Origin of the sequence: Paraburkholderia atlantica, assembly GCF_009362785.1 — a bacterium.
Lineage (GTDB): Bacteria > Pseudomonadota > Gammaproteobacteria > Burkholderiales > Burkholderiaceae > Paraburkholderia > Paraburkholderia atlantica.
The window spans coordinates 64,861-83,396 of sequence record NZ_WHNQ01000001.1; the positions used below are offsets into that span (position 1 = coordinate 64,861).

Consider the following 18,536-nt stretch of genomic DNA (forward strand, 5'->3'; position numbering starts at 1 on the left):
CGCCGCGCGTCGCCGTCTGCCCGTTACTTCGCCGATACCGGCCGGACCGCCGCCGCGGCCTGCTTCGCACGCGAGCGCGCTTCGTCGATATTCTCGCCGGTCGCGAGCGCGACGCCCATGCGGCGTTTGACGAAGCTCTCCGGCTTGCCGAACAGGCGCAGGTCCGAGTTGGGCACCGCGAGTGCCGCCGCGACGCCTTCGAACGCGATGCCGGTCTCGTCGCGGCCACCGTAGATCACCGCCGACGCACCCGGCGCACGCAGCGACGTGTCGACCGGCAGGCCGAGGATCGCGCGCGCATGCAGTTCGAACTCCGAGAAGCGCTGCGAGCACAGCGTGACGAGCCCCGTGTCGTGCGGACGCGGGCTGACTTCCGAAAACCATACGTCGTCGCCGCGCACGAAAAGTTCCACGCCGAAGAGGCCGCGGCCGCCGAGCGCCGCCGTCACCTTGTGCGCGATCTCGCGCGAACGCTCGAGTGCGAGCGGGCTCATCGGCTGTGGCTGCCACGATTCGACATAGTCGCCCGCGACCTGCACGTGGCCGATCGGGTCGCAGAAATACGTGCTGACCGCGCCGCTCGCCGGGTCGATCGCGCGCACGGTGAGCTGCGTGATTTCATATTCGAAGTCGATGAAACCCTCGACGATCACGCGCCCGAAATTCACGCGGCCGCCCGCCATCGCGTACTGCCAGGCAGGTTCGACGTCGGCTTCGCTGCGCAGCACCGACTGCCCCTTGCCCGAGGACGACATCACCGGCTTCACGACGCACGGATAGCCGACCTTCGCGATGCCCGCGCGCAGCTCGTCGAGCGAATCGGCGAACGCGTACGGCGAGGTCGCGAGGCGGAGCTCTTCCGCAGCGAGGCGGCGGATGCCTTCGCGGTTCATCGTCAGCTGGGTGGCGCGCGCGGTCGGAATCACTTCGGCGAGCGCCTCGGTTTCGATCGCGGCGAGTTCGTCGGTGGCAATCGCCTCGATTTCGGGGACGATCAGATGCGGGCGCTCCTGCTCGACCAGCGCGCGCAGCGCGGCGCGGTCGGTCATGTCGATCACGTGCGCGCGATGCGCGACCTGATGGCCCGGCGCGTTCGGGTAACGGTCGACGGCGATCACTTCGACGCCCAGCCGTTGCAGCGCGATGATCACTTCCTTGCCGAGCTCGCCGGCGCCGAGCAGCATCACGCGCGTCGCGGATTCAGAAAGGGGGGTGCCGATCCGTTGGCCGATCTGCATGGGAACTCCAGATAAAAGTCGGGATGAGGGTGGGATTGGATAGACCGCGATGTTAACATGCGGACCCCTTGCCGCGCGGCGCTCAGGGTGCTCTCAGGATGCGCTTATGAGGCCGTCGCGGTCGGGCGCAAGCGTATCGCCGCGTCGACGTTCGCAGCCGCGAGCGCGTCACCGCTAGCATCGCTCGCGCACGACAAGCTTAGTACGTTACCCTTACGCCTTCGCCAGTTTGAACAGGAACGACGCCATGCTCATCCGCTCCCGCCCGCGACGTCTTGCGCGCATCACTCCGTGCCTGCGCACGGCCGTCGCCGCGTTGAGCATCGCCGCGCTGCTCGGTGCCTGCGCGATCCCGAAGCATCCGGATGCGTCGGCGCCGCCGCCCGATCCGTTCAATCCCGCCGCCGTGCAACTGCTCGACGACACCAGCTGGGTGCTGAGCTCGTGGAAGAACGCCGACGGCACGGCGCGCGCGGTGCCGTCGAACGATCAGGGCCCGCTCACGCTCACGTTGTCGACCGAAGGCGGCCGACGCCATGCGAGCGGCTTTTCGGGCTGCAACCGCTTCATGGGTTCGTACATGCTGAAGGACGGCAAGCTGAGCTTCGGCACCCTCGCCGGCACGCGCAAGGCGTGCGTGTCGCCGGGCGGTGACATCGAAAAGCCGTTCCTCGAAGCGCTCGAGCGCATCGCTCGCACCGGCGTGCAGATGCGAGCGCCGCAGCAGATGCAGCTGATCCTCGAGAACGGCGACACGCTGATGTTCGATCGCAGCGACAAGTGATGCGAGTTTGCGCCGCGTTCGGGACTCGCGCCGGCCTTCGAAGCCGCGCGCTGCGCCGTTTAAACTCGACGGATCGCGCTTCTCGCGCGCTCCGTCATTCGTAGATGTCTGGTATGCACACGGTAGTTTTCGGCTGGTTCGGCGGGTCGGCCGTCTGGTTCATTCCTCTTTTGTGGCGCCTCGTGAAGTCGGTGCTGCCGGGCGGCGCGGGTCTGCGCGGCCCCGGCACGATCCGGCTGTGGCTCGGCTTCGTCTGCGTGCTGATCGCGAGCTGCACGCTCGAGGGCTCGCTGATCGGCCTCGCCGGCGTCAATGGGTTCGGTCATGCGCTCGCCGCGGGGCTTGGGCATTTACTCGGCCATATCGGCACGCCGCTCGCGGCGCTCGCGCTGCTGTTGATCAGCCTGCCGTGGCTGATCGACTTCCGCTGGAGCGAGGTCGCCGCGTGGGCCGACGGCGCGTTCGGCCTCGGGCTGTCGCGCGGACTCGCGAAGCGCGACGAAGATGCGCGCCGCCACCGCTCCGTCGACGACGGCGCGCCGTCGCATGTTTCGCCCGCAACCAACACGATGGCGCCGCGCAACAGCAGGGGTCGCTACGCGCGGCCGACGGTGTGGCGTCCGCCCGCGAGCGGGCGCGGCGCGGGCGCCGCCGCTGCGGCTGGCATCGCGGGTAGCAAGGAGGCTGCCGCCCGTGGCGCCGGCGCAAGCTGGCGCGCCGATGCGGCCGCTAGCGCGGCGCGTGGGCCGCTCAAGCAGGTCGAGCCGGTGTTGCGTACAGGGTCGAGCGCGTCGCCGCGTCCGGCAGCGTCGATCGCAACCCAGGCGCCGCAGGTAGACAAAGGCGCGGACAGGTCCGCCGCACCCTTCGTGCCGACCGAGCCGATCGCGCCGGCCGGCTGGCTACGCACGACGGAGCCGCGTGCGGCAACGGCGGCGGCGGGATCGCCAGGTGCGTCGGCCGCAGCGGGCATGCCGGTGCGTGATGGCGCTGCGCAGGCCGGCCGGCGCTCGGTTGGCGAACAGCGCGTGGCCGCGCCGTTCGGCTCCAGCGCCGCATTGGCCGCGACGGCCGCCAATGCGTCCGGCGTGTCGGCGCGAGCGGCACAGGCAATGGCGGGCCGGTCCGCCGCGTCGGGTGCTGGGGTCGGCATGACGGCGGGATCGATCAATGCCGCGGGCCGCGGCGGCCGTGCGTCGTCGCTGCCGCGTCCGACCGATGGCAGCGCGCAGCTCAATCGCGGCGCGACCGCGCGTCAACCGTTCCCGGCCGCTCAGCGCGCCAACGGCGTCACATTGCCGTCAACAGCGCGCCGGGCTACACCAGACTTCACGCGGACGATGGCGAACGCGTCGACGGTCGAGCCGCCGGCGAGCGTCGAGGAAACGCTGCGCAGCATCGCGGAAAACGCCGCGCGCTGGACCGACATGGCCGGCGTAAGCCTCGCGCGCAGCCGTGGCGCCGATAGCGCGAAGATTGGCGATGTGGAACGTACGTCGACAACGTTCGATATGCCGCCGGCGCAGCGGGACGTGCTGCCTGTCGAAAACGGCGAGACGGTGTCGCCAACGCAGTCGCAGCAAGAAGCCGCACCGGTCGAGTTGCCGGCTGAGCATGCTGTTACCGAGTCCGACACGTCAGTCGAGGGCGGCGACGAAGCGGTTGCACAATGGCCGACCGAACCGCCGGTCATTCATCCGCCGCTCACGGCTGCGCCACAGACGACGACCGCGATCGAGCCGGTGGCCGACGTGGCGGCTGCGGTTGTCGAAGCCGCGATTGTGGAGCCACTCTCTGTCGCAGAGACGCCGCATGATCCCGTGTCTACGGAACCTGTCACCGGCCCCCCCGCGGCTGTCGAGCCGTCGGCATCCACTGCGGCTGAGCCGGCCGTCGCGGAACCTGCTGCAAGCGCGCCGCAACACGAGCCTGCGATGGCGACGCCGTTCCAGCGCTTTGCAGCCAGCTTGCAGGACGACGCCAAGCACGAGGACGACCCGGCGATCGAAGACGATTCGTCGCACACGGGGACAAGCACTAGCGTCCTGGCATCGGAATGGGAAGAATCCGCGCGAACCGTCGAACCTGCTTCCGCCGCCTCCTCCACGCCGCTGCCAGCGCCGGCGCCTGTCGCCGAAATCGTCATCGACGAAACGCTCGTGCCTTGGGAGAGCAAGCTCGGCCCGGCCGCGGCTCAACGCGCGGTTGCGCCGGCGGACCCGTCGCAAACGGAGGCAGCACCATCGAGCGCAAGCGTGCCGCCGTGGTCCGGCGCGCCCGTATCAGAGTTCGCGAGCGAAAGCGCGCAGCCAGGTGAGCCCGCAACGCCGCCAACGCACCCGACGTCGCACGCCCGTGCCCTGCCGGCTGCGACTGAGCCCGCCAACGAGCCGACGAACGACTCGCCGTCGTCGACCTCGACGAGTGCGCCGAACCCCGCTACGCCGGCGACCGCACCAGCCGTCGTCTCGAACGTGGTCCGTTTCCCGGGCCTCGCCGCGCCGGCGACCAGCCTCGAGCCTTCGATCGGCGCAACCGCGACGCCTGCCACGAACACACCGGCAGCCGAACCGTCACCCACTCTGTCGCCTGCTCCCGCGCCCACACCGCAACCGCAGGCCCAACCCGCCAGCGAGCCCGCCGCCCGCGCGCCGCTGCGCGGCCACGCGCCGGTCAACGGCTTCGAGTTCCACGCGCCGGCCGCATCGATGGTCGAACTGCCGACGCTCGATCTGCTCGCCCCCGCCGACGCCGACATCGAACCGATCCCGGACGAAAAGCTCCGCGAAACCGGCCAGTTGATCGAGCAGCGCCTGCAGGAATTCAAGGTGCCGGTGACGGTGGTGGGCGCATCGGCGGGTCCGGTCATCACGCGCTTCGAAGTCGAACCGGCGCTCGGTGTGCGCGGCAGCCAGATCGTCGGTCTGATGAAGGACCTGTCGCGCGGTCTCGGTCTCACGTCGATCCGCGTGGTCGAGACGATTCCGGGCAAGACCTGCATGGGCCTCGAACTGCCGAACGCGAAGCGTCAAACGATCCGCCTGTCGGAAATTCTCGAAGCCAGCGTCTACCAGAATTCGCACTCGCAACTGACGCTCGCAATGGGCAAGGACATCACCGGCCATCCGGTCGTCGCCGATCTGGCGAAGGCGCCGCACATGCTGGTGGCCGGCACGACCGGTTCGGGCAAGTCCGTCGCTATCAACGCGATGATCTGCTCGCTGCTGTTCAAAGCGACGCCCGAGGAAGTGCGCCTGATCATGATCGACCCGAAGATGCTCGAGCTTTCGGTCTACGAAGGCATTCCGCATCTGCTCGCGCCGGTCGTCACCGACATGAAGCTCGCGGCCAACGCGCTGAACTGGTGCGTCGGCGAAATGGAGAAACGCTACCGGCTGATGTCGGCGGTCGGCGTGCGCAATCTCGCCGGCTTCAACCAGAAGATCCGCGACACCGAGGCGAAGGGCAAGAAGCTCGGCAACCCGTTCTCGCTGACGCCCGATGCGCCCGAGCCGCTCGCGCCGCTGCCGCTGATCGTCGTCGTCATCGACGAGCTCGCCGACCTGATGATGGTCGCCGGCAAGAAGATCGAGGAACTGATCGCGCGGCTCGCGCAGAAGGCGCGCGCGGCCGGCATCCACCTGATCCTCGCGACGCAGCGGCCGTCCGTCGACGTGATCACCGGCCTCATCAAGGCGAACATTCCGACGCGCGTCGCGTTCCAGGTGTCGTCGAAAATCGACTCGCGCACGATTCTCGACCAGATGGGCGCCGAATCGCTGCTCGGCCAGGGCGACATGCTGTTCCTGCCACCGGGCACGGGCTACCCGCAGCGCGTGCACGGTGCGTTCGTCGCCGACGAGGAAGTGCATGCGATCGTCGAGTATCTGAAGCAGTTCGGCGAGCCGCAATACGAGGAAGGCATTCTCGACGGCCCGGCCACCGATGGCGGCGCGGCCCAGGACCTGTTCGGCGAAGCGCCGGATGCGGAAGCCGATCCGCTGTACGACGAAGCGGTGGCGTTCGTCGTGCGCACGCGGCGTGCGTCGATCTCGTCGGTGCAGCGGCAATTGCGCATCGGCTATAACCGTGCGGCGCGGCTCGTCGAGCAGATGGAGACGGCCGGGCTCGTGTCGGCGATGAGCATCAACGGCAGCCGCGAAGTGCTGGCGCCGGGACCGGCGGAATGAGCGGCCGGTGAATCGCCAGGCCGGGTCGGCAATGACACGGTGAAAAAACGGACAGCCTCACGATGTGAGCTGTCCGTTTTTATTTATCCGCGCGCACCGTGCATCATGACGGCGACACCAGCTTGAAATCGACCGGCGAACCGAGCTCGAAATGCTGCTTCGGATTCGGCTCGAGCAGCCCCGTCTGCTGATCGCGCTTGAACACGTAGACGGTGTCGCTCAACTGATTGCCGACGATCAGCCAGTTGCCGGTCGGATCGATGGTGAACTCACGCGGCGATTTGCCGAGGCTCGACTGCCGGCCGATCTGCTTCAGATGCCCATTGGCGGGATCGACCGAGAAGATCACGATCTCGTTCGCGTCGCCTCGATTGGACGCATACACGAAGCGTCCGTCCGGCGACAGATGGATCGCCGCCGCGGCCACCTGCCCCTTGAAGCCGGGCTCGCTCAATGGCAACGTCTGCACGAGCTTAAGTCTGCCGTCGTGGTAGTCGAACGTGCTGACGGTCGCCGCGAGTTCGCTCGTCAGATACGCGTGCCTGCCGTCGGCGCTGAAAATCAGGTGGCGTGGACCCGTGCCGGCCTTCTGCTGCGCGTAGCCCCAGTCCGTCACGACGAATGGGCCCGCGCCGGCGCTGCTCTGCGGCGCGTAACGGTATGAGTACAGCTTGTCGGCGCCGAGATCCTGCGCGAACAGATAGTGGCCGTCAGGCGAGAACACGGTCGAATGCACGTGCGAGTTGTCCTGCCGCCCTTTCACCGGGCCGCCGCCCTCGTGATGCACGGTCTGCACCGAGGCGCCCACCTGGCCGTTCGCCTGCAGCGGAAACACCGCGAAGCTGCCGCCCGGGTCGGGCGCGACCGAATAGTTCGCGGTCAGCAGATACTTGCCGTCCGGTGAGATGCTCAGATAACACGGATCATTGCCTTCGGACGATACCTTGTTCAGAAACGTCAGCTGGCCGCGCGCGGCATCGAAGCCGAACGCGCTGATGTTGCCGCGCTGCGTGGCCGGGCCGTTGTCGCCTGGCAGTTCGTTGACCGAGTAGACGAAGCGGCGGTCGCGGCTCACGACCAGAAACGACGGATTGACCGTCTGCGCGACCGACACCTGGGTCGCTGCGCCGGTCTTCGTATCGAAGCGAAACACGTAGATGCCCTCGCTCTTGCCGCTGGTGTAAGTGCCGACCAGCATCGTATAGACGCCGTCCGGGGGAACCGGGCCAGAATCTTGCGCATACGCGTGCGAAGCAAGCATCGAAACCATCAGCACGAAACCTTTTATTATCGAACCGGCGACGCGGTCCGCGCCCCGCGGACCGGAACCCTGGACGGCAACACTGGCAAGAGCAGAAGTAAAAGCGGAAGTCGGAACTGGGCGCGCGGCAACCCGCCCGGCGGCACGGCGACGGTGAAGCATGAGACCTCCTCGACATCGATTGTCTGTACGGGCTCGCGAACGAGCCTGGGTACGAGCGGTTGTAACGGTGTCTGGTCTGCCGCGCCGCGAAGCGAGCGTCGTTCCGCGTTGTTGTTGTCGAAGTGAGTATAAGAGCGTTAGGTCGGATCATGCAGTGAATCCACCGCTGGGCTGCGCCAGCGGTTTTGGTCCCGCGCGCCGGGGCGTTTTTTCGAGCGTTTTCTCAATCGCGCATCACGCGTGTCAACCACGGAGTCTCCATGAACGTCACTCTCAGCCTGGGCCCGCTCGTTTCGCTGATCGCCGGCATCCTGATCCTGATCATGCCGCGCCTGTTGAACTACATCGTCGCGCTTTACCTGATCATCATCGGCATCATCGGGATCTTCGGCGTGGGCTCGTCGCATCTGTGAGCGACAGGCGACGTCATACCGGGCGCGAGTTTGCGCCCGGTATCGAGATGGATTTGCGCGAAGGGAAGGTTCGCGCGGTGCCAGCGGCACTCGCCGCGCCACGCGAACAATCGACGTGACGTGGCGCGACGCAGCACGAAGATGCGGATACGGAATGCGAGGAGACGCAAGCGCCCCGTGCTACGAAAGCTCCTCGCGACCGCTCACCCGTTCGCCAGCTGTTCCAGCCGCAGGCGCCCCTGCAACGACAGCGCGCCGACCGCATAATGATCGGCATTCTGCTGATAGCGCCGGAAGCAGGCCCGCTCGACCAGGAAGGACGCTGCAGCCAACATGCCATTGCGGCTCAGGCCGAGCCGGCCGTGATCGAGTGGCAGCATGGAGTCGCCGGCAAGCTGGCTGGCGGCCGAGAGAATCGTGATGCAATCGGATTTCGAAGGGTTCAGCATGGCTTTCGTCCTCGGAAACGGCGTCTGCATGCGCCATGAGCAAGGCCGATTCGCAGTCCGGCAGGTCACCGGACATCGGCATGAACTTTGATTTTATGCATGGATTTGACAATTTTCCAACCCGCGTTTTGCCGCACTATGCGGTGAACCAAACACTGCCGATCGTGGTCCGGTAATTAACACCCACTCGAAGCGCGGCTGCTGTCGCCGTCCGTAATAACGACTCGTTTTTCGACACGCTTTCCATGCCTTCACACCTCGAAGACTACGCACTCATCGGCGACGGCCATACCGCTGCACTCATCTCCCGCGAGGGTTCCGTCGACTGGCTCTGCTGGCCGCGCTTCGACTCGGGCGCCTGCTTCGCCGCGCTGCTCGGTACGCCCGACAACGGCCGCTGGCAGATCGCCCCCGCCACCCAGGGCGAACACGGCGCACCGACCATCACGCGGCGCTATCGGGGCGAAACGCTGATCCTCGAAACCGACTTCGAAACACCCGACGGCGCCGTCACGCTGATCGATTTCATGCCGCCCGGCAACGGCTGGTCGGAACTGATCCGCATCGTCGTCGGCAAGCGCGGCACCGTGCGCATGAAGATGGAACTCGTGCTGCGCTTCGACTACGGCTTCTCGATCCCATGGGTCGACAAGCTCAAGCATGACAGCGGCATCAAGGCGATCGTCGGCCCCGACAACGCAGTGCTGCGCACGCCGGTCGAACTGCACGGAGAAGATATGAAGACCGTCGCGGAATTCACGGTGACCGAGGGCGAGCGGGTGCCGTTCTCGCTCGCCTACGCGGCGTCGCATCTGCGCATTCCGCCCGCGCGCGACCCGCACACGTCGCTCGCGCGCACCGAGAACCACTGGCTCGAATGGGCGGCGCGCGGCACCGTCGAAGGACGCTGGGCCGAGCCGATCCGCCGTTCGCTGATCACGCTGCGCGCGCTCGCCTACGAGCCGACCGGCGGCATCGTCGCGGCGCCGACCACGTCGCTGCCGGAGAAGCTCGGCGGCACGCGCAACTGGGACTATCGCTACTGCTGGCTGCGCGACGCGACCATCACGCTGCTCGCGATGATGCGCGGCGGCTACTACGACGAAGCGCGCGCCTGGCGCAGCTGGCTCGGCCGCGTGATGGCGGGTGCGCCGGACCAGTTGCAGATCATGTACGGCATCGGCGGCGAGCGACGCCTGCCCGAATCCGAAATCGACTGGCTGCCCGGCTATGAGGGCGCGAAACCGGTACGCATCGGCAACAACGCGGTCGGGCAGCTTCAGCTCGACGTCTACGGCGAAGTGATGAACGCGCTGCATCTCGCCCGCGTGGGCGGCCTGCAGGCGGACGTCACCGCGTGGAGCGTGCAGCGCGCGATGCTCGAGCATCTGACCAAGATCTGGCGCGAACCCGACGAAGGCATCTGGGAGACCCGCGGTGGCCGCGAGCATTTCACGTTTTCGAAGGTGATGGCGTGGGTCGCGTTCGACCGCGCGATCCGCTCGGCGGAAATGTTCAAGCTCGACGGCCCGCTCGACCAATGGCGCGCGACGCGCGACACGATCCACGCCGAGGTCTGCGAGAAGGCGTGGAATCCGAAGCTGAACGCGTTCTCCCAGTACTACGGCAGCGACCAGCTCGACGCGAGCGTGCTGCTGATGCCGCTGGTCGCCTTCCTGCCGCCGCAGGACCCACGCATCAAGGGTACCGTCGAGGCAATCGAGCGGGATCTGATGCACGGCGGCTTCGTGCTGCGCTACCGCACCAACGAATACGATGATGGCTTGCCGCCCGGAGAGGGCACCTTTCTTGCGTGTTCGTTCTGGATGGTGGATAACCTCGCGCTGCAGGGGCGCGTGCCGGAAGCGATCGAAATGTACGAGCGGCTGCTCGCGCTGTGCAACGACGTCGGCCTGCTGTCCGAGGAGTACGATCCAGCCGAAAAACGTCTGGTCGGCAATTTTCCGCAGGCGTTCTCGCACGTGGCGCTCGTGCACACCGGCCTGAACCTGATGAAGCACGAGCAGGAGATGGCGCAGGCGACCGGCCATCCGGCGCATAACGGCATGCGCTCGATGGAGCTTGAGGGTCAGGCAAGCCCTGATAGCGGCGGAGCAGCATCGCCACTAGCATGACGCCGTGACAGTTTGCGTACACTGAATGCGAAAATTGTTGCATTGCACAAGATTGCTTTGTTCGATATTATCGATCCGACTGTCGGCCGACAACAATGTGCCCACAACCACAATGGCCCGCCGCAACGCTTCACGCGTGTTTGCGAAGCCCAATGCGAACCGCTTAAAACGGAGCAAACATGCTCTATCAACTGCACGAATTCAGCCGGGCGATGTTGAGCCCCCTTACCGCCTGGGCCCAGGCCGCATCGAAATCATTTGCGAATCCGGCCAGTCCGTTAGCCTATGTGCCGGGCGCCACGCGCCTGTCCGCCGGCTACGAACTGCTTTACCGGCTCGGCAAGGATTACGAAAAACCCGAGTTCAACATTCATCAGATTGTTAAGGACGGACATAACATTCCGATCGTCGAGCAGACGATCATCGAGAAGCCATTCTGCCGTCTGATGCGCTTCAAGCGTTTCGCGGACGACAGCGAAGCTGTCAGCCAACTGAAAGACGAGCCGGTCGTGCTGGTTTGCGCACCGTTGTCAGGACACCACGCCACGCTGCTGCGCGACACCGTGCGCACGTTGCTGCAAGACCACAAGGTCTACATCACCGACTGGATCGACGCGCGCATGGTGCCGCTCGAGGCCGGCTGGTTTGGTCTGAACGATTACATCGCGTATATCCAGGAATTCATTCGCCATATCGGGGCGAAGAATCTGCACGTGATTTCGGTGTGCCAGCCGACCGTGCCGGTGCTCGCCGCCATTTCGCTGATGGCGAGCCGCGGCGAGGACACGCCGCGCACAATGACGATGATGGGCGGCCCGATCGACGCTCGAAAGAGCCCGACCGCAGTCAATTCGCTTGCCACGCAGCACTCGTACGAGTGGTTCGAGAACAACGTGATCTTCACCGTGCCGCCGAACTATCCGGGCACGGGCCGCAAGGTCTATCCCGGCTTCCTGCAGCACACTGGCTTCGTCGCGATGAATCCGGAGCGTCATGCGGCATCGCACTGGGATTTCTACCAGAGCCTGCTGCGCGGCGACGAAGACGACGCCGAAGCGCACCGCCGCTTCTACGACGAGTACAACGCGGTGCTCGACATGGATGCCGACTATTACCTCGACACGATCCGCGTCGTGTTCCAGGAATTCCGTCTCGCCGAGGGCACGTGGGTAGTCAACGGCGAGCGGGTGCGGCCGCAGGACATCACGACGACCGCGCTGTTTACGATTGAAGGCGAACTCGACGACATTTCAGGCGACGGCCAGACCTACGCGGCGCACGACCTGTGCAGCGGCATCGCGGAGAAGAACAAGCGCCACTTCACTGCGGAAAAATGCGGCCACTACGGCATTTTCTCGGGCCGCCGCTGGCGCACGATCATTTATCCGCAATTGCGCGACTTCATCCTCGAGCACAACAAGACAGCAAAACCGGCGAAAGAAAAAGTCGAAGCCTGAGCATTAAACTTGCGACTGGATATAAAAAGCCAACGGCCTCCTTCGAGGCCGTTGGCTTTTTTATCGCGCTTCATTCGTGATACTGATGTTTGGCCGCGGCAATCATCACCGCGGCACTCCCCGTTACTTTCTCAACAGATACGCGAGCAGCAGTTCGGTATTCATCTGAATCACCTCGCTGCGTTCGGCGGCGCTGCTGAAATCGCGGCCGAGCGTCGCTTCGAGCGTGAAGCGGTTCGAGACGATGTAGTAGCCCATGCCCGAAAGCGTCACGTAAAAACGCAGTGGGTCGATGTTGGTGCGAAACAGTCCCGCGCGTTGCCCGCGTTCGAGGATGCCGCCAAGCGTGGCGACGATCGGCGAGATCATTTCGCGTATGCGCGTCGATTTCTGCATATAGCGTGCTTCATGCAGATTCTCGTTGTTGATGAGTCTCAATAACTCAGGATGATCGCGGTAGTAGTCCCACACGAAATGTGCGAGACGCGTAACCGCCTCGACGGGCGCGATTCCGTTGAGTTCGAGCGTGCGTTCCGCTTCATTGAGTGCGCTGAACGCGTGCTCGAGTACCGCGGTGAATAGCTGCTCCTTGCTACCGAAGTAGTAATAGAGCATTCGTTCATTGGTTTCGGCGCGGCGAGCGATCTGATCGACTCGTGCGCCGAACAGTCCTCCATTTGCAAACTCTTCCGCCGCCGCAAGCAAAATGCGGCGCCTCGTGCCTTCAGGATCTCTTTTGATTTTCGGCTGATTCATGGTGGCATCGTCTTCGTGAGCCGCGTTATCCGGATCGCGCCGCCGGCCTCTCCTCGAGCCTTTTTGTTGGCGGCGTTTAGCGGGCGCGTCGTGGTTGGGAAACACACCCTTTTCTGCGGTCTTTCGAATGAAGCGCTTCGATTATGGCACATGGATTGCGAATGGCAATCCGGGAAATCGGCGATAATGTGCTATTTAGTTCAGGTCGTGCGATCGCACGGCAAACCCCCGCGCCGTAACCGTGACAGACGTCAAAACACTCGCGGATCGCATCGAAGATCTGCTGCCCCAAACGCAATGCACGAAGTGCGGTTATCCCGCATGCCGTCCGTATGCCGAAGCCGTCGCCAGTGGCGAGGCGAACTATAACCAGTGCCCGCCCGGCGGTGCCGAGGGCATCGCGCGCCTCGCCGCGCTACTCGGCAAACCGGTGATTCCGCTCAATTCCGCCAATGGCGTCGAACGTCCGCGCCCCTTGGCGGTTATCGACGAACAGGTGTGCATCGGCTGCACGCTGTGCATGCAGGCGTGTCCGGTCGACGCGATAGTTGGCGCACCGAAACAGATGCACACCGTGATCGCCGAACTCTGTACCGGCTGCGACCTGTGCGTGCCGCCCTGCCCGGTCGACTGCATCGCGATGCTGCCCGTGACCGGCGAGGCCACCGGCTGGGATGCATGGAGCCAGAGCGAGGCAGACGCGGCGCGAGCGCGTCACAACCGCCACGACAGCCGTCTCGCGCGCGAGCGCGACGCCGCCGAAGCGCGTGCTGCGGCGCGGCGAGCCGCGAGTACGAGCGGGCCGGTGGCGGCTGCGTCCGGCACGGTTGGCGCAAGCGGCGCGACAGCGCCGTCCGAGGCCCCCGCCGCCGCGATCGCGGACGACGCCGAAGCAAAGAAACGCGCGATCATCCAGGCCGCGCTCGAACGCGCGCGCAAGAAGAAGGAAGAACTGGCCGCGAAAGGCCAGGGACCGCTGAACACCGAGAACGTCAGCGCCGACGTGCAGGCGCAGATCGACGCCGCCGAAGCGCGCCGCCGCCGTCTTGGTCTTGCCAGCGGCGAAGACTCACGCGGCTCGCAGCCGTCGTCCAACGAGTCCGGCGAGTCGGAGCCGCCGTCGAACTTGCCGCCGACCGCGCGTTGACCACCCTCGCGCACCCTTCCCCACCCACACGGACCCGCTCCGCATGAACGCGAACAAACGCCGCGCGATCTACGAAACGCTCCAGAGCCTGAATCCGCATCCCACCACCGAGCTCGAGTACACGACGCCGTTCGAACTGCTGATCGCGGTGCTGCTGTCGGCGCAAGCGACCGACGTGTCGGTCAACAAGGCGATGCGCCGGATGTTCCCGGTCGCGAACACACCGCAAAAGGTGTTCGATCTGGGCGAGGAAGGTGTCGCGAGCTATATCAAGACGATCGGCCTGTATCGCACGAAGGCGAAGAACGTGATCGCGACCTGTCGCATTCTGCTCGACCGGTACGGCGGCGAAGTGCCCGAGGATCGCGAGGCGCTCGAAGGGCTGCCGGGTGTCGGCCGCAAAACGGCCAACGTGATCCTGAACACCGCGTTCGGCCATTCGACCATCGCGGTCGACACGCACATCTTCCGCGTCGCCAACCGCACCGGCCTCGCGCCCGGCAAGGACGTGCGCGCGGTCGAAGCAGCGCTCGAAAAATTCACGCCCGCCGAATTCAAGAAGGACGCGCACCACTGGCTGATCCTGCATGGACGCTACGTGTGCAAGGCGCGCCGCCCGGAATGTTGGCATTGCGTGATCGAGCCGCTGTGCGAGTTCCGGCCGAAGACCCCGCCGCCCGATCTGTAAGGGCGGCCCAGCCCGAAACTCCGGACCGCGCAGCGCGCCTGCAGCCCGAACGGCCGCCGCGTAAAATGATGCTTTACACGCAGTGCGTACACACGCTGTCGCGCGCCGCGCACGCCCCACTCCCACGCACCCACCGGTTCCACGATGTTCAATCCCAGCCGCGACGAAGTTCGCCTCTTTTTCACCGACACCTGGCGCAAACAGCGCCAAGGCGAGATTCTGACGCCGCTCGAGGCGATCGCCGCCGACTGGATCGTCGAGCATCCGGAATATCACGCCGACCTCGCCGACGCCCCCGCCGCCCAGGCGCAGGACTATTCGCCGGAGCGCGGCCAGACCAATCCGTTCCTGCACCTGTCGATGCATCTGGCGATCTCCGAACAGCTGTCGATCGATCAGCCGCCGGGTATTCGCGCCGCGCACGAACGGCTCGCCGCGCGCCTCGGCTCGACGCACGAGGCGCAGCACGCGATCATGGACTGCCTCGGCGAAACCATCTGGGAAGCGCAGCGCACCGGCACGCCGCCGGACACGGACGCATATCTGCAGCGTATCGAACGGCGCGCGACGCGCGACTGAAGCGACTGGAAAACCCGGCGCGACGCCCCGAAAGCAAAACACCCCGCCGAGGCGGGGTGTTTTGCTTTTGAAGCCGCGGCGCGAAACCCGCGCCCTACGCTTACTTCTTCTGCACGAGGTCGCCTTCCAGCGATTCGACGTAAGCAGCGATGTCCTTCATGTCGCCTAGCGACAGGCTCTGCACCTGTGCCTGCATGATCGCGTTGTTGCGGCCGAGGTGCGGATTGCCGGTGCCCATCTGGTACTGACGCAGCGCCCAGAACACGTAGTCGGAGTGCTGACCGGCCAGCTTCGGATACTCCGGGCTCACCGGCTTGTTCAGGCCGGGACCGTGGCAGGCCGCGCAGTTATGACTGTCGGCGAGCACCTTGCCGTTGCCCGCGTCAGCCGCGTGAGCGACGTTCGCCACGGCCAGACCGATTACCGCCGCCGCGCCGACCGTCTTGAATACCGTGTGGAGTGCCTGTTGGGGCTTGATCATGAAATCTCCTATCCCGCGAATTGGATGTACTGGTGACCGACGCCGATCACTTGTCGGGATTGTTTTTCGAAGCGGCAGTTTGCGCTGCGTAGTAGGCGGCGATGTCGGCAATGTCCTGATCCGACAGCGACGTCGCGATCGCGTGCATCGTGTCGAAATGGCGGTCGCCCTTCTTGTAGGCGCGCAGCGCGATCTCGAGGTAGGCCTGATTTTGCCCGCCGAGCTTCGGCACGCGGAAAACCTCTGGATAAGCCGTGCGGTATTCGGGGATGCCATGGCAGCCGATACACATCGCGACCTTGTCCTGGCCCGCCTTGGCGTTGCCTACGACATCCGCTGCCTGCGCACTGACCGCGTACCCCGCGAGCACCGACAGCGCTGCGATCACGACGTGTTTGCCGACGAATTTATTCATAGATGTAACCTGGCTTGAGGGGAAACGGGTGCCCACAAAGGCAGCGGTCCGGCCGTTCTTCTTATAAGGTGGCCACGCAGGCCAAAAAAATCGGGCCCATTGTACCGCGACGCCGCGCCGAACGTCCACAACACGCGGGAGCCGCGCAACGCCCGCCTGGACGGGCCGCGCGCCGTGCTCGCAGCGGCTTCGCGATGACGCCACGGCGGGCACCGCAGCGACTTCGTCGCGGTCATCCCGGCGCGGCTGACACCATACGTGAGCCGGTTTCAGGCCAACAGGCCTTCTGACTTATACTGGGTTTTTTCCCGAACCAGAGCATCTCGCCATGCGTTTCGAAGGCTCATCGCAGTACGTCGCCACCGACGACCTCAAGCTCGCGGTCAATGCCGCGATGACGCTCAAGCGTCCGCTCCTGATCAAGGGCGAACCCGGCACCGGCAAGACCATGCTCGCCGAGGAAGTCGCCGCCGCGCTCGGCATGCCGCTGTTGCAATGGCACATCAAGTCGACCACCAAGGCCCAGCAGGGCTTGTACGAATACGACGCGGTGTCGCGTCTGCGCGATTCGCAGCTCGGCGACGAGCGCGTGAAGGACATCCGCAACTACATCGTCAAGGGCGTGCTGTGGCAGGCGTTCGAATCGGACGAGCAGAGCGTGCTGCTGATCGACGAGATCGACAAGGCCGACATCGAATTCCCGAACGACCTGCTGCGCGAACTCGACCGGATGGAGTTCTACGTGTACGAGACGCGCGAACTGGTGCGCGCGAAGCATCGCCCGCTCGTGATCATCACGTCGAACAACGAGAAGGAATTGCCCGACGCGTTCCTGCGCCGCTGCTTCTTCCACTACATCAAGTTTCCCGATGCGACGACGATGCAGCAGATCGTCGACGTGCACTACCCCGGCATCAAGAAGGACCTGCTCGCCGCCGCGCTGCAGAGCTTCTTCGAGCTGCGCAATGTCGCGGGGCTGAAGAAGAAGCCGTCCACGTCGGAACTGCTCGACTGGCTCAAGCTGCTGCTCGCCGAAGACATTCCGCCCGAGGCGCTGCGCTCGGCCGACCACAAGCAGATCGTGCCGCCGCTGCACGGCGCGCTGCTGAAGAACGAGCAGGACGTGAGCCTGTTCGAGCGGCTGCTGTTCATGAACCGCAATAACCGTTGAGCGGGCACCGCGCCGCAGGACATCCAGCATGCTGATCGACTTTTTCTACTCGCTGCGCGCCGCCAAACTGCCGGTCTCGGTGAAGGAATACCTGACGCTGCTCGAAGCGCTGAAGGCCAACGTGATCGCGCCGTCGCTCGACGAGTTCTACTACCTGTCGCGCATCACGCTCGTGAAAGACGAGCAGTACTTCGACAAGTTCGACCAGGCGTTCGGCGCTTTTTTCAACGGTGTCGCGGCGAGTTCGGAGCTCGCGTTCGACATTCCGCTCGACTGGCTGAAGAAGAAGCTGCAACGCGACCTGTCGCCCGAGGAAAAGGCGCAGATCGAGGCGATGGGCGGCATCGACAAGCTGATGGAGCGCCTGAAGGAACTGTTCGACGAGCAGAAGGAGCGCCACGAGGGCGGCAACAAATGGATCGGCACAGGCGGCACGTCGCCGTTCGGCAACGGCGGCTATAACCCCGAGGGCGTGCGCATCGGCGGCGACGCGGCCGGCAATCGCACGGCCGTCAAGGTCTGGGAGGCGCGCGCGTACCGCGACTACGACGACCAGGTCGAGATCGGCACGCGCAACATCAAGGTCGCGCTGCGGCGCTTGCGCCGCTTCGCCCGCGAGGGCGCCGCGGAAGAGCTCGACCTGCCCGACACGATCCGCAGCACCGCCGCGAACGCCGGCTGGCTCGATCTGAAGATGGTGCCCGAGCGGCACAACAACGTGAAGGTGCTGATGCTGCTCGACGTCGGCGGCTCGATGGACGATCACGTGAAGCGCACCGAGGAGCTGTTCTCCGCCGCGAAGGCCGAGTTCAAGCACCTCGAGTTCTACTACTTCCACAACTGCGTGTACGACTTCCTGTGGAAGAACAACCGCCGCCGCCACGCCGAGCGCACGCCGACGTGGGACGTACTGCACAAGTTCACGCCCGACTACAAGCTGATCTTCGTCGGCGACGCGACGATGAGCCCGTACGAAGTGTTGCAGCCGGGCGGCTCGGTCGAGTACAACAACGCCGAGGCCGGCGCGGTATGGTTGCGCCGGCTCGCCGATCACTTCCCGCACTTCGCGTGGCTGAACCCCGAACCGGAAGCGCTGTGGCCGTACCGGCAGTCGGTCAGCGCGATCCGCGAAGTGCTGGGCCACCGCATGTATCCGCTGACGCTCGCGGGCCTGGAGACGGCCATGCGGGTGCTGAGCAAGTAACGCCCG

16 protein-coding genes and 1 pseudogene are annotated in these 18,536 nt (G+C 65.3%); 11 read left to right on the forward strand and 6 right to left on the reverse strand.

Going from position 1 to position 18,536, the window contains the following annotated elements:
- Positions 1-23: 23 nt before the first annotated feature.
- Positions 24-1,238 carry a formate-dependent phosphoribosylglycinamide formyltransferase gene (gene purT, locus GCT19_RS00315; protein ID WP_152850740.1) on the reverse strand — a complete coding sequence of 405 codons (1,215 nt, stop codon included), beginning with the start codon at positions 1,236-1,238 and terminating at the stop codon, positions 24-26.
- Positions 1,239-1,485: 247 nt separating this feature from the next.
- Here purT and GCT19_RS00320 point away from each other — a divergent pair, with 247 nt between their 5' ends.
- Both GCT19_RS00320 and GCT19_RS44770 read left to right on the forward strand, forming a co-directional pair.
- Positions 1,486-2,022: an META domain-containing protein gene (locus GCT19_RS00320; RefSeq protein WP_152850741.1), complete on the forward strand. Its 537-nt coding sequence runs from the start codon at positions 1,486-1,488 to the stop codon at positions 2,020-2,022.
- A gap of 2,606 nt (positions 2,023-4,628) precedes the next feature.
- Positions 4,629-6,212: pseudogene (locus tag GCT19_RS44770) on the forward strand (DNA translocase FtsK); the annotation flags it as partial.
- A gap of 103 nt (positions 6,213-6,315) precedes the next feature.
- Here GCT19_RS44770 and GCT19_RS00330 read toward each other — a convergent pair.
- On the reverse strand, positions 6,316-7,482 hold the full coding sequence (locus tag GCT19_RS00330) for a lactonase family protein (RefSeq protein ID WP_152850743.1): 1,167 nt from the start codon (positions 7,480-7,482) through the stop codon (positions 6,316-6,318).
- Between the two features lie 413 nt (positions 7,483-7,895).
- Here GCT19_RS00330 and GCT19_RS00335 point away from each other — a divergent pair, with 413 nt between their 5' ends.
- A complete protein-coding gene (locus GCT19_RS00335; protein WP_013088853.1) occupies positions 7,896-8,048 on the forward strand; it encodes a DUF3096 domain-containing protein in 153 nt (50 codons plus the stop codon).
- Positions 8,049-8,251: 203 nt separating this feature from the next.
- Here GCT19_RS00335 and GCT19_RS00340 read toward each other — a convergent pair whose 3' ends face one another.
- Complete coding sequence (locus GCT19_RS00340) at positions 8,252-8,497, reverse strand: hypothetical protein (protein WP_013088852.1); 246 nt, start codon at positions 8,495-8,497, stop codon at positions 8,252-8,254.
- A gap of 35 nt (positions 8,498-8,532) precedes the next feature.
- Between GCT19_RS00340 and GCT19_RS42530 the strand changes: the two genes are divergently transcribed.
- From GCT19_RS42530 to GCT19_RS00350, 3 genes are all read left to right on the forward strand, one after another.
- On the forward strand, positions 8,533-8,673 hold the full coding sequence (locus tag GCT19_RS42530) for a hypothetical protein (protein ID WP_018431577.1): 141 nt from the start codon (positions 8,533-8,535) through the stop codon (positions 8,671-8,673).
- 69 nt (positions 8,674-8,742) lie between these two features.
- A complete protein-coding gene (locus tag GCT19_RS00345; protein WP_013088851.1) occupies positions 8,743-10,632 on the forward strand; it encodes a glycoside hydrolase family 15 protein in 1,890 nt (629 codons plus the stop codon).
- Between the two features lie 179 nt (positions 10,633-10,811).
- Positions 10,812-12,089: a polyhydroxyalkanoate depolymerase gene (locus GCT19_RS00350; protein ID WP_013088850.1), complete on the forward strand. Its 1,278-nt coding sequence runs from the start codon at positions 10,812-10,814 to the stop codon at positions 12,087-12,089.
- Between the two features lie 123 nt (positions 12,090-12,212).
- On the opposite strand, the gene GCT19_RS00355 is transcribed toward GCT19_RS00350, so the two are convergent.
- Entirely contained in the window at positions 12,213-12,845 is a 633-nt protein-coding gene (locus GCT19_RS00355) for a TetR family transcriptional regulator (protein WP_013088849.1), read from the reverse strand.
- A 241-nt stretch (positions 12,846-13,086) separates the two neighbouring features.
- Here GCT19_RS00355 and rsxB point away from each other — a divergent pair, with 241 nt between their 5' ends.
- The 3 genes from rsxB (at position 13,087) to GCT19_RS00370 (ending at position 15,259) form a co-directional block, all read left to right on the forward strand.
- The gene (gene rsxB / locus GCT19_RS00360) at positions 13,087-13,992 is read left to right on the forward strand and encodes an electron transport complex subunit RsxB (RefSeq protein ID WP_321576725.1); all 906 of its coding nucleotides are present in this window, start codon (positions 13,087-13,089) and stop codon (positions 13,990-13,992) included.
- 43 nt (positions 13,993-14,035) lie between these two features.
- Positions 14,036-14,680, forward strand: coding sequence for an endonuclease III (nth, locus tag GCT19_RS00365; RefSeq protein ID WP_018431580.1), 645 nt, complete (start codon positions 14,036-14,038; stop codon positions 14,678-14,680).
- A 144-nt stretch (positions 14,681-14,824) separates the two neighbouring features.
- On the forward strand, positions 14,825-15,259 hold the full coding sequence (locus GCT19_RS00370; RefSeq protein WP_013088846.1) for a DUF1841 family protein: 435 nt from the start codon (positions 14,825-14,827) through the stop codon (positions 15,257-15,259).
- Between the two features lie 100 nt (positions 15,260-15,359).
- Here the strand turns inward: GCT19_RS00370 and GCT19_RS00375 are convergent, their stop codons facing one another.
- Together GCT19_RS00375 and GCT19_RS00380 are read right to left on the reverse strand one after the other, a co-directional pair.
- Positions 15,360-15,740, reverse strand: a complete 381-nt coding sequence (locus tag GCT19_RS00375) for a c-type cytochrome (RefSeq protein WP_018431581.1) — start codon at positions 15,738-15,740, stop codon at positions 15,360-15,362.
- Between the two features lie 46 nt (positions 15,741-15,786).
- Positions 15,787-16,155, reverse strand: coding sequence for a c-type cytochrome (locus tag GCT19_RS00380; protein WP_013088844.1), 369 nt, complete (start codon positions 16,153-16,155; stop codon positions 15,787-15,789).
- A gap of 328 nt (positions 16,156-16,483) precedes the next feature.
- On the opposite strand from GCT19_RS00380, the gene GCT19_RS00385 reads away from it, so the two are divergent.
- Together GCT19_RS00385 and GCT19_RS00390 are read left to right on the forward strand one after the other, a co-directional pair.
- The gene (locus GCT19_RS00385) at positions 16,484-17,326 is read left to right on the forward strand and encodes an AAA family ATPase (protein ID WP_018431582.1); all 843 of its coding nucleotides are present in this window, start codon (positions 16,484-16,486) and stop codon (positions 17,324-17,326) included.
- Between the two features lie 28 nt (positions 17,327-17,354).
- Positions 17,355-18,530 carry a vWA domain-containing protein gene (locus GCT19_RS00390; RefSeq protein ID WP_018431583.1) on the forward strand — a complete coding sequence of 392 codons (1,176 nt, stop codon included), beginning with the start codon at positions 17,355-17,357 and terminating at the stop codon, positions 18,528-18,530.
- Positions 18,531-18,536 lie beyond the last annotated feature (6 nt).

What these genes read in the sequence shown, in the direction of transcription:
- purT (WP_152850740.1), bottom strand. Translation starts at nt 1,238, where the DNA reads ATGCAGATCGGCCAACGGATCGGCACCCCCCTTTCTGAATCCGCGACG.
- GCT19_RS00320 (WP_152850741.1), top strand. Translation starts at nt 1,486, where the DNA reads ATGCTCATCCGCTCCCGCCCGCGACGTCTTGCGCGCATCACTCCGTGC.
- GCT19_RS00330 (WP_152850743.1), bottom strand. Translation starts at nt 7,482, where the DNA reads ATGGTTTCGATGCTTGCTTCGCACGCGTATGCGCAAGATTCTGGCCCG.
- GCT19_RS00335 (WP_013088853.1), top strand. Translation starts at nt 7,896, where the DNA reads ATGAACGTCACTCTCAGCCTGGGCCCGCTCGTTTCGCTGATCGCCGGC.
- GCT19_RS00340 (WP_013088852.1), bottom strand. Translation starts at nt 8,497, where the DNA reads ATGCTGAACCCTTCGAAATCCGATTGCATCACGATTCTCTCGGCCGCC.
- GCT19_RS42530 (WP_018431577.1), top strand. Translation starts at nt 8,533, where the DNA reads ATGAGCAAGGCCGATTCGCAGTCCGGCAGGTCACCGGACATCGGCATG.
- GCT19_RS00345 (WP_013088851.1), top strand. Translation starts at nt 8,743, where the DNA reads ATGCCTTCACACCTCGAAGACTACGCACTCATCGGCGACGGCCATACC.
- GCT19_RS00350 (WP_013088850.1), top strand. Translation starts at nt 10,812, where the DNA reads ATGCTCTATCAACTGCACGAATTCAGCCGGGCGATGTTGAGCCCCCTT.
- GCT19_RS00355 (WP_013088849.1), bottom strand. Translation starts at nt 12,845, where the DNA reads ATGAATCAGCCGAAAATCAAAAGAGATCCTGAAGGCACGAGGCGCCGC.
- nth (WP_018431580.1), top strand. Translation starts at nt 14,036, where the DNA reads ATGAACGCGAACAAACGCCGCGCGATCTACGAAACGCTCCAGAGCCTG.
- GCT19_RS00370 (WP_013088846.1), top strand. Translation starts at nt 14,825, where the DNA reads ATGTTCAATCCCAGCCGCGACGAAGTTCGCCTCTTTTTCACCGACACC.
- GCT19_RS00375 (WP_018431581.1), bottom strand. Translation starts at nt 15,740, where the DNA reads ATGATCAAGCCCCAACAGGCACTCCACACGGTATTCAAGACGGTCGGC.
- GCT19_RS00380 (WP_013088844.1), bottom strand. Translation starts at nt 16,155, where the DNA reads ATGAATAAATTCGTCGGCAAACACGTCGTGATCGCAGCGCTGTCGGTG.
- GCT19_RS00385 (WP_018431582.1), top strand. Translation starts at nt 16,484, where the DNA reads ATGCGTTTCGAAGGCTCATCGCAGTACGTCGCCACCGACGACCTCAAG.
- GCT19_RS00390 (WP_018431583.1), top strand. Translation starts at nt 17,355, where the DNA reads ATGCTGATCGACTTTTTCTACTCGCTGCGCGCCGCCAAACTGCCGGTC.